The following is a 14612-nucleotide window of genomic DNA, read 5'->3' on the forward strand; positions in this document are numbered from 1 at the left end:
GGTGTTTCCTTATTGAACGTCTTTAACCCAATTTTCAATTTTGAGGTTTTCTAATCTTGAAAATTCGCTTTCATTCTCAGTAACCATGATCATTTTATTGGCCAAAGCTGTTGCGCCAATTAGAAGATCAAAGTCACTGATTAAAGTCCCTTTTTTCCTTAAATCAGATTTTAATTTTCCGTAGATTGGAATGGCATCATAAATGGGGAGAATAGGAATTTGGGATATAAAATCTGAAATTATTTGGAGATGTTTTTTGGGGTTGGCGCTATTTTCAGCCCCATATGTCAGCTCGGCAAGGGAGATTTCTGAAATAGCACAATTCTCCACCTCTCGTTCAATGATTTTTTCATCTATTTCATATTTGCCACGAAATAGATAAATGCAAATGTTGGTATCGAGTAGATACTTCATTCAAAATTCAATTCGGAAGAACGATCGATTCTTGAATTTCGAATTTCCCCAATTTGCTTTTCCACGGGGAGTGAATCTTCCCATTTGCCATACAATTCCTTTATTGTAAGGGAGCCTTTTTGGGGTTTAGTAATAGACTTCCTTAATCTATCTATTAATCTGGTTTTGGAAGAATCATCAAGCTTATTTAGAAAAGCAAAATATTTCTTTAATGTCTTATCGCTAATGTTCAAAGCTCCCATGATTATAAATATATCAATTAATTATTGGTTCACCGTAAAGATCAAACGCCGTAGCATCGGTGATTTTAATTTGAGCAAAATCTCCAATCCTCAAATAGGTCTCATCTGCAGGAATAATTATTTCGTTATCCACTTCCGGGGAATCATGCTCGGTTCTTCCGATAAATGCCCCACTCTCCATCCGATCGATCAAAACTTTGAATTCTTTCCCCACTTTCTCCTCATTTCTCCTCATGGAAATTTCTTCCTGAAGTTCCATTACGGCATTTGCACGTTCTTGTTTGGTTTCATCCGGCACATCATCAGCAAAATTGTATGAATGGGTATTTTCCTCGTGTGAATAGGTAAAAATGCCCAATCGTTCAAATCGATTCTTCTCCACAAAATCGAGCATCTCCTCAAAGTCTTCTTGTGTCTCTCCTGGGTGTCCTGCTATGAGTGTCGTCCGTATGGCAATATCAGGAACTTTGCTTCGCATCTTATCCAGCAACGCTTCGGTCTTTTCTCTGGTTGTGCCCCGACGCATCATTTTCAACATGTTGGTAGAGGCATGCTGGAGGGGGATATCCAGGTAGTTGCAAATGTTTGATCGCTTGGCCATGACATCCAGCACATCTTCGGGAAAACCTGTTGGGAATGCATAGTGCAGACGGATCCATTCCAGGCCTTCCACATCTGCCAGCCGATCCATCAGCTCGGCAAGGTTTCGCTTTTTATAAAGGTCCAATCCGTAATAAGTGGAATCCTGTGCGATGAGTAAAATTTCTTTTGTTCCCTGACGAACGAGTGATTCAGCCTCAGCAATGACCTGCTCCATTGGTTTGGAAACGTGCTTTCCTCTCATCAATGGGATGGCACAAAAGCTACAGGGTCGGTCACAGCCTTCAGCAATCTTTAAGTATGCATAATGATTGCTGGTGGTGAGAATTCGTTCACCAAGCAGCTCTTTCTTATAATCTGCTTTGAATTTTTTTAAGAGCGCCGGAAGGTCGCCGGTCCCAAACCAGGCATCCACATCGGGAATTTCTTCTTTGAGTTCTTCTTTGTAGCGCTGAGAGAGGCAGCCGGATACATAAACTTTCTCTACCAGGCCTTCCTGTTTGGCATCTACATAGCGAAGGATCGTGTCGATGGATTCTTGCTTGGCATTATCGATGAACCCGCAGGTATTTATCACCACCACACTTGCATCGTCTTTAGTGGACTCATGTGTGGCATCAATGTTGTTTCCCCTCAGCTGTGTCAGCATCACTTCAGAATCCACCAGGTTTTTGGAGCACCCAAGTGTGACAATGTTGACTTTCGTTTTCTTTAACCCCTTTGTTTTCATGACTTTACTAGAACCCTACGATCTTTTATTTGTTCAATTCCGATTGACGAGTGCAAAGCTAATGGAATATAAAGTGCTTTGTCGTTTAGCTAAGCCCATTTGTCTCCCTTCGGTGGGAGTGAGAAGGAGGACAGATTAAAAACTCTTTGCTAAACGACATTGAATACTAAGGTTTAATTTTGCCAGCCTGTGAAAAAACTCGAAATCATACTTTTTGGACTGCTAATTCTCTCGTGCCAGGATATTGAAAACTGTGGCACAGATGACAATCGTGATTTTATAATCGTAAGGTTTTTCGATTTTGAGACAAAAGATCCAAAAGTTGTTGGGTTCACTTTCACGGCAGAGAATTCCCCTTACCAATTTCGCTTTTTGGCGGATACCACGGTTTCAACTTCGGGTGATACTACGATCGTTTCGGATTCCACTTTTATTCTGCTACCTCTTGACCCCTCCACTAGCTCCACTAGGCTCCTGTTTGATTCGGATACCACCAGTCATTTTATTGAGCTGAGCTATGATAAAGAGTATTCAATCTTTGATCCGGCCTGTGAGCCGTCCCTGATTTTTTTGAATATTGATACAGTAGGGTATTCCTTTGATTCACTTTCTATTCCGGGTACGGTTACCAACAGACAATTAAGCACCAATGTGGAAGTGTACTTTTAGCATATTGTCACTGGTGTTCTGTCTGGGTCTGAGTGGCCAGGAGCAGCCTTCTGAAAAGAAGGAGAAGCTGAGCTTTCGTCCGTACGAAGTGAAGATCGGGATGAATGCAATACGAACCGGAAGAACTTTTTTCAACTCCGGGCTGACCACCCATGAAGTGGAAGTCGCACTGGCGCTACATCGGTACAATGTGGTGCTGGATTATGGTATAGAAGAGCATCAGCGGGGAGAGACGTTTGACTATGAAAACAAGGGAAGTTATTTCCGGACGGGCATAGACAGGAATTTTACAAAGGATCAGCAGAGCGGGAATGTGCTCTCGTTGGGCTTGCGGTATGCCAGGGCCAGCTTTGAGGATCAGCTAATCTATACTGAGGATTATGATTTTGGTGAAGAGACTTTCAACTTATCAAACCCAGACCTATCCGCCCGATGGTTTGAAGTGGCTTTTGGTTTGCGGGGGAAGCTCGTCTCCAATTTATACATGGGGTTCACGATGAGGTGGCAGTTTGCACGCAAAATCGATGGAGAGGGCGAACTCAAAACGTATGAAATTCCTGGCTTTGGAAAAACAAAGCGACAGAACTCTACGGCATTTGATTATTACTTGATGTGGAGGGTGCCTTTTAAAAACTAGAGAAACCTCACATCATCTACCTCACCTTTCCCAATCTCCTTTTCTATCAGCTCTATGATCTGTGCTTTGGAGTTTTGCATTTCACTTTTAAGCGGTGCTGAGGAAAGCTTTACAAAAAGTGTTTTTTGATTAAAGAACATTTTAGTTGTACGAGAGGCGATGGTTTTGCCCATGATGCGCTCCCAATCTGCAATGACTTGCTTTTGTTTATAGGTATGCTCCAGGTTTTCTTCTTTCAGGAATCCCTGAAATGCACTTCTGAAACTTTTGATTGGGTCTTCCTTTATCATTGTGCAATATCAATAAAGTTTACCTCTTTCTCTTTTTTGAAAAGCTCTTTACTCCGGTCTTTACGAGCATCAGTGATGAAAATCTGCTGAAAACGATCGTGATCTAGCAATAAAGAAACTAGAAGCTCGATTCTGGAGTCATCCAGTTTATCAAAAATATCATCGAGGAGGAGAAGTGGCTTTTTGCCAGTTTTTTCTCTTAAGAAATCATACAGCGCCAGCTTCAAAGCGATGATAAAGGTCTTCTGTTGTCCCTGTGAGCCAAACTTTTTGATCAGCTCATCATCTAGCAAAAACTCAAAGTCGTCCTTATGGCTTCCGAGCAAAGTTCGCTGCATGATCTGGTCTCTTTGCGTGTTGGCTTTGAACCGATCCGCAAATCCCTCTCCCACATGCGTCTTGAAGTTCAGGCCAGGCGTTTCCCCACCTTCATGCAGGTCTGCATAATTCTTCTGAAGGAACGGCAGGAATACTTCCTTCATTTCTTGCCGCTTTTTTGAAATATCTATCGCAAGCGGAATAAGCTGATCGTCGTAGGTTTCTAGCAGCTTTTTGTTGAGACCTCTTTCTTCCTCAACTTTTAGCAGGCTGTTGCGCTGTTTCAAGACCTTGTTGTATTTCAATAAGGATGTTAAGTATTCACCATCAAACTGTGATAGCGCACCGTCAAAAAACTTTCGACGTTCCTCGCTCCCTTCTTTGATCATGGAGGTATCATCCGGAAGCACAATGACCAATGGCACTTTTCCAATCACATCGCTCAAACGTTCAGGTTCCTGACCATCGATCTTCAGGGTTTTCACTTTTCCTTTTTCAAACTGAAGAGCGATGGTAAGTGCATCATACGTACCAAAAAGAGTGAATGCACGGTGATCGTGTGTGATCGCCAGCTTATCCTGTGAGCCAACTGCACTTTTGGTGAAGGAGAGATAATAGATGGCATCCAGCATATTGGTTTTGCCCACCCCATTTTTTCCCAGAATACAATTGATCCTTTCCCCAAAATCGAAAGCAACTTCTGGGTGATTCTTGAAGGACGTAAGTTTTAATTTTTTGAGGAACATATGCTATATCAAATCCCCTCCCGGGAGGGGTATGGGGTGGGTTTTCGTTAACATTTTATATTCAAAAATGACAGTTTTAAGATTGACCCACCTCTATCTCCTCCGAGGAGGAGACTAAATTGTGTCATTTTTGAATATCGGAATATCTCGAAGCATCTCAAGGCAAATCTTTTCTACTCACCTTGTTTTGAGCTAATTTCGCTATCCGTTTAGCAAAGTAAATCAAACAATTGAGTCCTATGGCGGCTAAAAAGACAACAAAAAAATCAGGAGAGTTTTCGAAGGAGCAGTACATGGAGTGGTTTCGCTCGATGCAGCTGATGAGGAGGTTTGAAGAGAAAGCAGGCCAGCTTTATGGTCAGCAGAAAATTCGCGGATTTTGTCACTTATACATAGGTCAGGAGGCATGCGCATCCGGAGCTGTTTCAGCATTGGATAAAGATGACAAATGGATCACAGCCTACAGAGATCACGGACACCCATTAGCACTTGGAACAGATCCGGGAAAAGTGATGGCGGAGCTTTACGGTAAGGCAACAGGTGTTTCGAAAGGCAAAGGAGGCTCTATGCACATGTTTGATAAAGAGGTCAACTTCATGGGAGGGCACGGTATCGTAGGCGGCCAGATTCCACTTGGAGCGGGCATTGGATTTGCTGAGCAATATAAAGGCACAAAAAATCTGTGTATCTGCTACATGGGTGATGGGGCTGTTCGTCAGGGAGCTTTGCATGAGGCTTTCAACATGGCGATGACAATGAAAATGCCTGTAATCTTTGTGGTGGAAAATAATGGCTATGCGATGGGTACTTCAGTAAAAAGGACATCCAATGTGACTGAACTTTATACGCTGGCAGAAGCGTATGATATGCCATCTGAACCGGTTGATGCTATGAGAGTTGAGGATGTACACATCGCTGTAGAGAAAGCGGCAAAACGTGCGAGAAAAGGTGATGGACCTACATTCCTCGAGTTTAGAACGTATCGATACAAAGGTCACTCTATGTCTGATCCGGCTAAATATCGAACCAAAGAAGAGCTGGAAGAATATAAACAACAAGATCCTATTGAGCAGGTGAAACAAACCATCCTGAAAAATAAGTGGGCAAAAGAAGAAGAGCTCAAGGAAATTGACAATGAAATCAAAGACGTGGTGGCCAAAGCTGTTGAATTTGCGGAGGAATCACCTTGGCCGGAAGCTTCTGAGGCCTATACGGACAACTATGTGGAGAATGATTATCCATTTGTAAACACATAATTGACTGAGAGTCTTACACATCTGAACAAAAAATATATCTTTGCGACCGCATTTTCCGGCTTGAGTCCGGAATTTGATTAACGATAAGATTTTAGAGAAATGGCAAAAGGAAAAAAGCAAGATGACGGCATTGAGATTTTAGAGGATCCAAATGCAATCGTTGAGAAAGCCAATGAATTTTTTAGCAGCAAACGAAATAAAGGAATGGTCTTTGGAATCGGGGGTGTTATCGCACTTTTGATTGTGGGTTTTGCAGGATACAACTACTACATCACCAACCAGAATCAAACTGCTCAAGAGGAGCTTTTCCAGGCGCAGTTTTATTTTGATGCAGATAGTCTAGCCCTTGCACTGAATGGTGACGGAAACAGCTACGGATTCCTTGAGATCATTGAGGAGTTCCCTGGTACGAAGGCCGCTAACCTTTCCAGGTTTTATGCCGGAGCATCATTCCTAAAGCAAGGAGATTTTGATGGTGCGGTACGTCAGCTAAAAGAATTTAGCAGTGATGATTACTTACTTCAGGGCAGAGCATATTCATTGATCGGTGATGCATATATGGAGATGGATGATTTCTCTAATGCAATTGAGTATTACGAAAGAGCCGCAGATTATAAGAAGAATGAATCTTTTACTCCGGTGTATCTGAAGAAGTTGGCGATTGCTCAAGAGCAGAACGGAAGTCTTAAAGATGCGGCAGGAACTTATGGAGTGATCGTTTCCGATTACCCAAATTCAGCGCAGATTCATGATGCAAAAAAGCAGAAAGCAAGATTGGAAGCTTTAGCTCAATAAATATTTGTCATGCTGAATTTATTTCAGCATCTATATTAAAAGGAAGTTGATCCCTCGACATGCTCAGGATGACTTCCTTTTTTAATTTTACATTATGTCATCAGCAGATAAAAACCTCAGCGACGTTAAGATCAGCGCATCTATAGATGTTAGCAAATTCAAGTTTGGGATTGTCGTAGCGGAGTGGAATGAACAGGTTACAGAATCACTTTACTCAGGAGCATATCAGACTCTTATCAATGCAGGAGCTGATCGGGACAAGATCGAGCGGATGAATGTTCCCGGCACTTTTGAGCTAAGTCTTGGAGGCCAATGGATGGCTGAGCGAAAGGATATTGATGCGGTGATTTGCCTAGGATGTGTAATTCAGGGAGAGACTCGACATTTTGATTTCATCTGTGACGCAGTGGCCAATGGCATCACCAATGTCAGTCTGAAATTTAATAAGCCAGTCATTTTTGGTGTGCTCACTCCTAATACTATGAAACAGGCACTGGATCGTGCTGGAGGGAAGCATGGCAATAAGGGCGATGAAGCAGCAGCAACAGCAATAAAGATGCTAGGGGTAAGGCCTTAATCTACTTTTAGCTCTACCCCAAATCGCACGGTATCCTTCATCATCATTTTCTGATAGCCATTGATCTGGTAGGAACTCAAAATTCCTTTCTCGAAATTCAGTTTGATTTCCCGATGATGGATATACACATCTTTGTCTTCATGGAAAGTAGCTTCAATAGAGGTATACCCATCCTCATCTTTAGCATAAATCACCTTCTTCAAAGCTCCACTTTCATTCGCTCCAAGTGAAAGTGTCTGGGTATTCCCTTCTTCAGACTTTTCAAATGTCCCAACATACTCTGGCTGATTTGGATTGATTTCCTTAAGAAAAGAAAGTTCCTCCACCCATCTTGTGGAATCCATCATGATGAATTGGGTTTCCTGCTCATCTCCAAGCATGACCTGTTTCTCAATTTTTCCCTCACCCAGCAATTCCACCTGATCTTTCATCAGTTCCGCAAAGTCAGGATATTCAGGAATACTCACGGATTCGGGCTTCAGCTTTTGACATCCTACAAATAGTAAAGGGATAAAAAGGAGTGTTAGTTGTTTCATGCTAGAATTTCGCCAGTCATTTCTTGTGGGATTTCCAATCCCATAAATTTTAAAATGGTTGGAGCCAGGTCTCCGAGTTTGCCATTCTTCAGGGTTCCTTTAAACTCTTTATCAACCACAATGAATGGAACAAGATTCGTGGTATGTGCAGTATTTGGGGTTCCATCCGGATTGACCATCATGTCTGAGTTGCCATGATCAGCGATAATGATGGATAAGTAGTCATTTTCCAATGCGGTATTCACGACTGCCTCAGTACAGCTATCTACCGTTTCGCATGCTTTTACAGCTGCTTCGAAAACGCCGGTATGCCCCACCATGTCCGGGTTGGCGAAGTTTAGACAAACGAAATCAGCGGACTTTGACTTGAGTTCAGGGATGATCTTATCACGTATGTCATAGGCACTCATCTCTGGCTGGAGATCGTAAGTGGCCACTTTGGGAGATGGGCAGAGTATTCGTTTCTCCCCATCAAAGGGCTGCTCCCTTCCGCCGGAGAAGAAGAAGGTCACATGTGGGTACTTTTCTGTCTCAGCTATTCGAATCTGCTTTTTGCCATTTTTCTCCAACACCTCACCCAATGTCATGGTCAGGTTATCTTTTCCATACATCACATGCACGCCTTTGAAGGAATCATCGTAGTTGGTCATCGTTGCATAATGAAGATCCAACTTCTTCATTCCCTGCTCGGGGAAATCCTGCTGCGTGAGTGCCTGGGTAATTTGGCGTCCTCTATCTGTTCGGAAATTGAAGCAAAGCACCACATCTCCATCCTGAATCTTTGCATCAGCACAGATAATAGGCTTCAAAAACTCATCTGTCACATTCTCCTGATAGGATTCTTCCACGGCTCGGAGCGGATCCTGCACTTTTTTTCCTTCACCTTTTACCATTGCGTCATAGGCGAGCTTCACCCGTTCCCATCGGTTGTCCCGATCCATAGCAAAATATCTTCCCGTAATGGTAGCAAGTGTGCCAACTGTTTCAGCCATGTGGTGCTGAACATCCCTCAAATAGCCAACTCCACTCTTTGGATCAGTATCTCTTCCATCCGTGAAGGCATGAACGAACACATCATCAAAACCCTGATTATAAAAGGCAGTTAGAAGTCCTTTCAAGTGATCGATGTGAGAGTGAACACCACCATCGGAAACCAGCCCAATCAGATGTATGGGTTTGTCCTGGATTCGTGCATACTCAAGTGCATTTTTAAAAGTGTCATTTTGAGCAATGGAGCCATCCTTCACCGCATTGCTGATTTTCACCAGATCCTGATAAACCACTCTGCCTGCCCCAATATTCATGTGACCCACCTCCGAATTTCCCATTTGCCCATCAGGTAGACCCACTGCCAGACCTGAAGCCTCCAGCCTCCCATGGGGATACTCTTTGAATACCCTATCCATAAAGGGTGTGTGAGCAGCATCAATTGCAGAGACGGATTTGTCTTTGGCAATGCCCCAGCCGTCGAGAATCAGGAGAATGACTTTTTTGTCCATATGGCAAATATAGAAGCGCCATTTTTTGAATGTAGTTCATTGAATGAATAAATTGGGCATGGTTTTTACTACATTGTGTATGACTTTTGAAAACCGATGAAGACGCTAATCCTTGTTTTATTCTTTTTTCTTACTCCCGGTCAGGATGAAACGATCCGAGATATAGGCACAGCTATGAAAGCCGGAAGTTCCAAAGAGCTCATTAAATTTTGTAATCAGACGGTGGAGATTAAGATAAATGGGGAGAGCTCAAACTACAGTAAAGCTCAGGCGGAAGTAATTCTGCGAAATTTTTTCAATAAAAACGCCCCCAAAAATTTTACCTATATCCATCAGGGTGCTTCGCCGGAAGGACTGAAATACACGATTGGCAGATACACCCACTCTGATGGGGCCTACCGGGTGGTTATGTTCATCAAAAAAATTGGCGATAATTACCTGATAGACACTTTGAATTTCAGTCAGGAGTAACTTATTTCGTCCTACCGCCTGCTTCATTTAAACCGCCTGATATGAATTTGCCGTATTTGACCACAAAAAATATCAATGCCTTTATCAAGGCTGCCCTGGCAGAGGATATTGGCAGTGGAGACCACTCTTCTCTGGGATCAATTCCGGAAAATGCCACCAGTAAAGCACATTTAATTATTAAAGATGATGGGGTCATTGCCGGGCTTGAGCTGGCTGAGAAAATTTTCCATTACCTAGATAAAGACCTCCAGCTGGAGTTCATCAAAAAGGATGGTGACATGGTGGAACACGGGGAAGTGGGCTTCAATGTAGAGGGAAGTTCACGATCCATTCTTTCATCGGAGCGCTTAGTTCTGAATTGCTTGCAGCGAATGAGCGCGATAGCCACTTATACCCATCACATGAACCAACTGATTAAGGGTTCGAAGGCCAAATTGCTGGACACAAGAAAAACCACACCGCTTTTTCGTTTGCCCGAAAAATGGGCCGTGGTGATTGGAGGGGGAGTCAATCACCGGTTTGGACTGTATGACATGGTGATGCTCAAGGACAATCACATAGACATGGCCGGAGGGGTAAAAAATGCCATCAATCAGACAGTGGCTTACCTTGAAAAGAATGACCTCAAGCTTGATATCGAAATTGAAGTAAGAAGTTTAAAAGAGCTTGATGAGGTGCTTCAGGTAGGAAAGGTGAATCGGGTGATGCTCGATAATATGCTTCCTTCGGACATCAGACAGGCCATCAAAATGATCGGAGGTCGATTTGAAACAGAGGCTTCTGGCGGAATCACCGAGAAAACCATTGCAGAGATTGCTGAAACAGGTGTCGATTTCATTTCGGTGGGTGCACTTACCCACTCATACAAGAGCATGGATATGAGTCTCAAAGCGTTTTAAATTCTATATTCGCGTTGTAATTGTTATTGAAGTAGAAAGAGCTAATGAGCCATGATCGTACGAACAAAAAAATACCAGCTTCCAACCAAAAAATACATCGGCATTGCATTTAAAGCTGCCCTAAAACAACAGTGGTGGGTCTTCCTGATTTATGTAGCAATATGCTCAGGCTACTTTTTGGCACCAAGCCATTGGTGGATCACCGGGGCAACCATTGCGCTTGCTCTTTACATGCTTTTTTGGCTGATCCAGTTTGCTGGCATCACTCAACTAGAGCAGGGCAAATTCATGTTTCAGAAGCTGTCCTACGAAATCTCATCCCAGCAAATCCTCATTAAGATGAATGCCAAGCAAGGCATGCCGATGAAATGGGATCAAATCAAGCGAGCAAAAAAGGGAAAAGATGCTTTCGTTCTTTTTGCCAGCAAAGCACAGCTCGTTCACCTTCCTTTTAAAATTTTCAACAACGACAATGAAATCCGATTCATTGAAACTGTGCTGAAGAGAAAAGGCTACATTCCGGAGAAATAATTGCCATGGCTCGCAAGCTTGGGATAAGGGAAGCAAAGCAGCGGGCGGGGAGGTTTTGTGCTTTTAGGGAGCGCTCACCCAACGAACTTTTAGAGAAACTTCAAAGCTGGGGACTCACCCACGAGGAGGCATCATCGCTGGTTGCTGAGCTAAGCAAAGAAGGCTTTGTAGACGAGCAGCGGTTCGCCAATGCTTTTTGCAATGACAAGTTTGAATTCAACTCTTGGGGGAAGCAAAAAATCAAAGCACACATCTACACTCACAAGCTTTCCCAAGGCGCTATCCAGGAGGCACTAGATCGAATTGATCCAGAAAAGTACGAGGGGCGATTGTTGGAGCTTGCAAAGTCCAAGTGGAGTAAGCTGGAAAAGGAAGATTCCATGAAACGAAAACAAAAAACAGTTGCTTACCTGGCCGGGAAAGGATTCGAAATGGATTTGATCTGGAGTGCTATTAATAAGTTAAGCTCAGAAAGTCTTTAGCCTTACTTTTTTTAAAATTTATAAAATCAGTAAGCTGGAAAATCCGTAAGTTTAATTTTCGATATTCAAAGATTATGCTTCACACATCAGCTAAGGATCTGCTTTCTCAACTGGATCATATTATTCAATCTTGCAAGGAAGAGGATTTTTCCAGACCGTTGGAGGAATTGAGTGGCTCTACGTTTGGTCAGCATATCCGTCATACACTAGAGTTTTTTATCTGCCTTTTTGATGCGAAAAATGACGGGGTGGTAAATTATGATCAGCGCAAACATGACACTTTGATTGAGACAGATCGCAAACTGGCTTGCAGTGTAATTGATTCCATCCAGGATTTTCTGGACAAGAATGAGGAAGACTTTGAGCTAAGATTTGAGGCGAACTATACAGAGCGGGAAGGATCAAATGCCGGTATGAGAAGCAGTTTTTACCGAGAGCTTTCTTACAATATCGAGCATGCAATCCATCATATGGCGTTGATCAAAATCGCCGTGAGGCAATCGCTGAATTACATTTCATTGCCGGAGCACTTTGGAGTAGCCAGCTCTACGGTAAGATACCAAGCCTCCAAAGCCAATTGACCTCACTTGAAGAAGCTACTGATTAGACTGACTAATTGGGAGTATTGGCCTTTCTCCATTTTGTACTTTCCTGTTTTCATTTATTACGGGTGGTTGGCTTTGAAGAACCGATCGCTTTTCTTTTTTACGGCGGCTAATCCCAGCATTGAGTTTGGTGGTATGCTGGGCGAGAGAAAGTCAGACATCTTCAAATTGATACCAGAAATTTATCTTCCAAAGACGATTTTGATTGGAAAAGGAGATCTGGAACGTGCAGCACTTTTTGGTGAGCAAATCGGTTTTCCGCTGATTGCCAAGCCGGATATCGGGGAGCGTGGGACCTGGGTGAAAAAGATAAATGATCAGGCTGAGTTGAGAAGTTATACCGAAACCTGTCCGGTCGATTTCCTGCTTCAGGAATTGGTTGAAATGCCCATCGAGCTTGGGGTATTTTTTATAAGGTACCCAAATGAAAATCAAGGCAGGGTCACCTCCATCGTGCGAAAGGATTTTCTAAAAGTAACCGGGGATGGGCGATCCACAGTAAGGCAATTGCTTGAAAAAAATCCACGGGCCGCTCTGACTGGAAACTTGAATAGCGAAAAGCACAAATGGATTGAGACATATGTTCCCAAACAGTCCGAAGATGTGCTAGTGGAACCAATCGGTAACCATTGTAGAGGCACAAAATTTTTAAGTGACAATCACGAAATAGATGAGGGCTTAAATGAAGCATTCAATAAACTGGCGGATCAAATACCGGTCTTCTACTTTGGCCGCTTCGACTTGAAATGCGAATCCTATGAAGAGCTGAGACAGCTTAGAAACTTTAAAATCCTGGAGCTAAATGGTGCAGGGGCAGAGCCTGCACATATCTATCAGCCGGGATATTCTTTGATCAAAGCATACCGTGACCTCTTTTGGCATTTAGGGGTTTTGTCGGATATTAGTGCTCAAAATCGAAAAAACGGGCATTCCTATTGGAGTTTTAAGCGGGGCTTCAGAAAATGGAAATCGCACCAACGATATAATCGCCTGCTTGCCAGTAAATGATTGTACAGACATTAATTGTTGCATTTGTAGTAAGCTATTTCGGATCCATTCCTCCGGGCACGATCAACGTATCCGTGATGCAGCTATCGATGCAGAAGAAACAGCGGGCGGCTATTTTTTTGGCTTTCGCAGCATCTGTTATTGAATTTGTCTATGTGGGCATTACGGTGCAGTTTCATCTGCTCCTGACAAACAATGAAACTGTGGCTGTCTATTTCAGGATTATCACTTCTCTTGCGCTCATTGGCTTGGGAATCTGGAATATATTCTCAAAATCTACTTCCACAACAGTGAAGGTGGAGGAAAAAATCACTGGTCGGCATGGCTTCCGAAAGGGTATGCTGCTCGGCATTCTCAATCCAATGACGATTCCTTTTTGGCTGGCTATCACGGCGCAGCTTGAGGGAGATGGATGGGTGGATGTTTCGGAGTTTGGGTTTTGGGCGTATTTGATTGGCTTGTCGACAGGTACATTTTGTTTGCTGCTTACGGTAGACGCCCTGGGTAAGCGCTTTACCAAAATCGCTGATAATTCATTTCTGGTTCACAAAGTGCCGGGTTTTATTCTTTTAGGATTGGGAGTTTACTTCCTTTCAAAACTGATCTTCTGATCAATTCCTTATCTCCCCACCCCCAAATATGACGAACCCTTTGATGTGAACGGTGCTAGTGGCATTGCTGCTAATTGATTTTCTGGAGTCGCTGAAGCCACCAAAAATGGCGGTGGCACCCATGTTCACTTTCCAATCTTCCGGGAGCATGAGCTCTACCCCACCAAACATGCAGAAAATTTCGATCACTGCACCGTCCTGGGCTTTTGATCCTCTGAGATCGATTTCAGAGCCACCAAAAATATTGGTGACTTTGCCTCCTTGAAGGTTGTCCGAGATGTATTTTTTTTCCGTCCCACCGAATATGGCCACTTCATCAAAGTAATTGTCATCAGCCTCAGTAATTTTCTTTACGGTAGGTTTTTTTCTCAGGATCACCGATAGGCCAATGACAATAAGGATCACCGGCCAGAACGTTCGGATATTTATTACATCAAAGTGATGGAGATAGAAGACAGCACCAAGCCCGATTAGGATCATAGCAGCCCTGCTATTTCCCGAGAGGAGGTTGACGATCCCCAAAACAACCAAAATGGCAGGCCAGGAAAAGAGATAGTAAGGGATTTCAATGTTGAAACCCAGATTATCCAAAAGGAAAATCGATCCAATAATGACCAGAATGATCCCGATGATCGCCCGTTTGTGACTTGATGATGCCATAAGAAAAATGTTTTCCTGCCTCAATATGAAGCAGGA

The 14612-nt window shown here is 43.2% G+C and carries 19 protein-coding genes; 12 read left to right on the top strand and 7 right to left on the bottom strand.

Translation table 11 applies throughout. The features are described 5' to 3' along the window. Window positions 1-9: 9 nt before the first annotated feature. The gene (gene vapC, locus RLN88_RS05925) at window positions 10-414 is read right to left on the bottom strand and encodes a type II toxin-antitoxin system tRNA(fMet)-specific endonuclease VapC (RefSeq protein ID WP_350220457.1); all 405 of its coding nucleotides are present in this window, start codon (window positions 412-414) and stop codon (window positions 10-12) included. Window positions 415-669: 255 nt separating this feature from the next. Continuing rightward, window positions 670-1986: a 30S ribosomal protein S12 methylthiotransferase RimO gene (gene rimO / locus RLN88_RS05930; RefSeq protein WP_350220458.1), complete on the bottom strand. Its 1317-nt coding sequence runs from the start codon at window positions 1984-1986 to the stop codon at window positions 670-672. 189 nt (window positions 1987-2175) lie between these two features. Here rimO and RLN88_RS05935 point away from each other — a divergent pair, with 189 nt between their 5' ends. After that, on the top strand, window positions 2176-2655 hold the full coding sequence (locus tag RLN88_RS05935; protein ID WP_350220459.1) for a hypothetical protein: 480 nt from the start codon (window positions 2176-2178) through the stop codon (window positions 2653-2655). Continuing rightward, entirely contained in the window at window positions 2636-3292 is a 657-nt protein-coding gene (locus tag RLN88_RS05940; RefSeq protein WP_350220460.1) for a DUF6048 family protein, read from the top strand. Before RLN88_RS05935 ends, RLN88_RS05940 begins: the two co-directional genes overlap by 20 nt. Here RLN88_RS05940 and RLN88_RS05945 read toward each other — a convergent pair. After that, window positions 3289-3582: a DciA family protein gene (locus RLN88_RS05945; protein WP_350220461.1), complete on the bottom strand. Its 294-nt coding sequence runs from the start codon at window positions 3580-3582 to the stop codon at window positions 3289-3291. The two genes, RLN88_RS05940 and RLN88_RS05945, sit on opposite strands and share 4 nt — an antisense overlap. Further along, window positions 3579-4646 carry a DNA replication/repair protein RecF gene (gene recF / locus RLN88_RS05950; protein WP_350220462.1) on the bottom strand — a complete coding sequence of 356 codons (1068 nt, stop codon included), beginning with the start codon at window positions 4644-4646 and terminating at the stop codon, window positions 3579-3581. Before recF ends, RLN88_RS05945 begins: the two co-directional genes overlap by 4 nt. 239 nt (window positions 4647-4885) lie before the next feature. Between recF and pdhA the strand changes: the two genes are divergently transcribed. The 3 genes from pdhA (at window position 4886) to ribH (ending at window position 7274) form a co-directional block, all read left to right on the top strand. Then, entirely contained in the window at window positions 4886-5902 is a 1017-nt protein-coding gene (gene pdhA, locus RLN88_RS05955; RefSeq protein ID WP_350220463.1) for a pyruvate dehydrogenase (acetyl-transferring) E1 component subunit alpha, read from the top strand. A gap of 99 nt (window positions 5903-6001) precedes the next feature. Next, complete coding sequence (locus RLN88_RS05960) at window positions 6002-6697, top strand: tetratricopeptide repeat protein (protein ID WP_350220464.1); 696 nt, start codon at window positions 6002-6004, stop codon at window positions 6695-6697. A 94-nt stretch (window positions 6698-6791) separates the two neighbouring features. Then, the gene (gene ribH / locus RLN88_RS05965; RefSeq protein WP_350220465.1) at window positions 6792-7274 is read left to right on the top strand and encodes a 6,7-dimethyl-8-ribityllumazine synthase; all 483 of its coding nucleotides are present in this window, start codon (window positions 6792-6794) and stop codon (window positions 7272-7274) included. Here ribH and RLN88_RS05970 read toward each other — a convergent pair. Then, the gene (locus RLN88_RS05970; RefSeq protein WP_350220466.1) at window positions 7271-7810 is read right to left on the bottom strand and encodes a hypothetical protein; all 540 of its coding nucleotides are present in this window, start codon (window positions 7808-7810) and stop codon (window positions 7271-7273) included. The genes ribH and RLN88_RS05970 overlap by 4 nt on opposite strands. Next, the gene (gene gpmI / locus RLN88_RS05975) at window positions 7807-9309 is read right to left on the bottom strand and encodes a 2,3-bisphosphoglycerate-independent phosphoglycerate mutase (RefSeq protein ID WP_350220467.1); all 1503 of its coding nucleotides are present in this window, start codon (window positions 9307-9309) and stop codon (window positions 7807-7809) included. The genes RLN88_RS05970 and gpmI overlap by 4 nt, the downstream gene beginning before the upstream one ends. A 96-nt stretch (window positions 9310-9405) precedes the next feature. Here gpmI and RLN88_RS05980 point away from each other — a divergent pair, with 96 nt between their 5' ends. The 7 genes from RLN88_RS05980 (at window position 9406) to RLN88_RS06010 (ending at window position 13916) form a co-directional block, all read left to right on the top strand. Then, on the top strand, window positions 9406-9780 hold the full coding sequence (locus RLN88_RS05980) for a DUF4783 domain-containing protein (RefSeq protein WP_350220468.1): 375 nt from the start codon (window positions 9406-9408) through the stop codon (window positions 9778-9780). Between the two features lie 41 nt (window positions 9781-9821). Then, a complete protein-coding gene (gene nadC, locus RLN88_RS05985; protein WP_350220469.1) occupies window positions 9822-10679 on the top strand; it encodes a carboxylating nicotinate-nucleotide diphosphorylase in 858 nt (285 codons plus the stop codon). Window positions 10680-10730: 51 nt separating this feature from the next. Further along, on the top strand, window positions 10731-11210 hold the full coding sequence (locus RLN88_RS05990) for a YcxB family protein (protein ID WP_350220470.1): 480 nt from the start codon (window positions 10731-10733) through the stop codon (window positions 11208-11210). A 5-nt stretch (window positions 11211-11215) separates the two neighbouring features. After that, window positions 11216-11692, top strand: coding sequence for a regulatory protein RecX (locus tag RLN88_RS05995; protein ID WP_350220471.1), 477 nt, complete (start codon window positions 11216-11218; stop codon window positions 11690-11692). Between the two features lie 74 nt (window positions 11693-11766). Further along, on the top strand, window positions 11767-12273 hold the full coding sequence (locus RLN88_RS06000; protein ID WP_350220472.1) for a DinB family protein: 507 nt from the start codon (window positions 11767-11769) through the stop codon (window positions 12271-12273). A gap of 6 nt (window positions 12274-12279) precedes the next feature. Then, window positions 12280-13305 carry an ATP-grasp domain-containing protein gene (locus tag RLN88_RS06005; RefSeq protein WP_350220473.1) on the top strand — a complete coding sequence of 342 codons (1026 nt, stop codon included), beginning with the start codon at window positions 12280-12282 and terminating at the stop codon, window positions 13303-13305. Further along, the gene (locus RLN88_RS06010) at window positions 13302-13916 is read left to right on the top strand and encodes a LysE family translocator (protein WP_350220474.1); all 615 of its coding nucleotides are present in this window, start codon (window positions 13302-13304) and stop codon (window positions 13914-13916) included. The genes RLN88_RS06005 and RLN88_RS06010 overlap by 4 nt, the downstream gene beginning before the upstream one ends. On the opposite strand, the gene RLN88_RS06015 is transcribed toward RLN88_RS06010, so the two are convergent. Next, window positions 13917-14576: a LiaF transmembrane domain-containing protein gene (locus RLN88_RS06015; RefSeq protein ID WP_350220475.1), complete on the bottom strand. Its 660-nt coding sequence runs from the start codon at window positions 14574-14576 to the stop codon at window positions 13917-13919. Window positions 14577-14612 lie beyond the last annotated feature (36 nt).

Source organism: Ekhidna sp., assembly GCF_040223195.1.
GTDB lineage: Bacteria > Bacteroidota > Bacteroidia > Cytophagales > Cyclobacteriaceae > Ekhidna.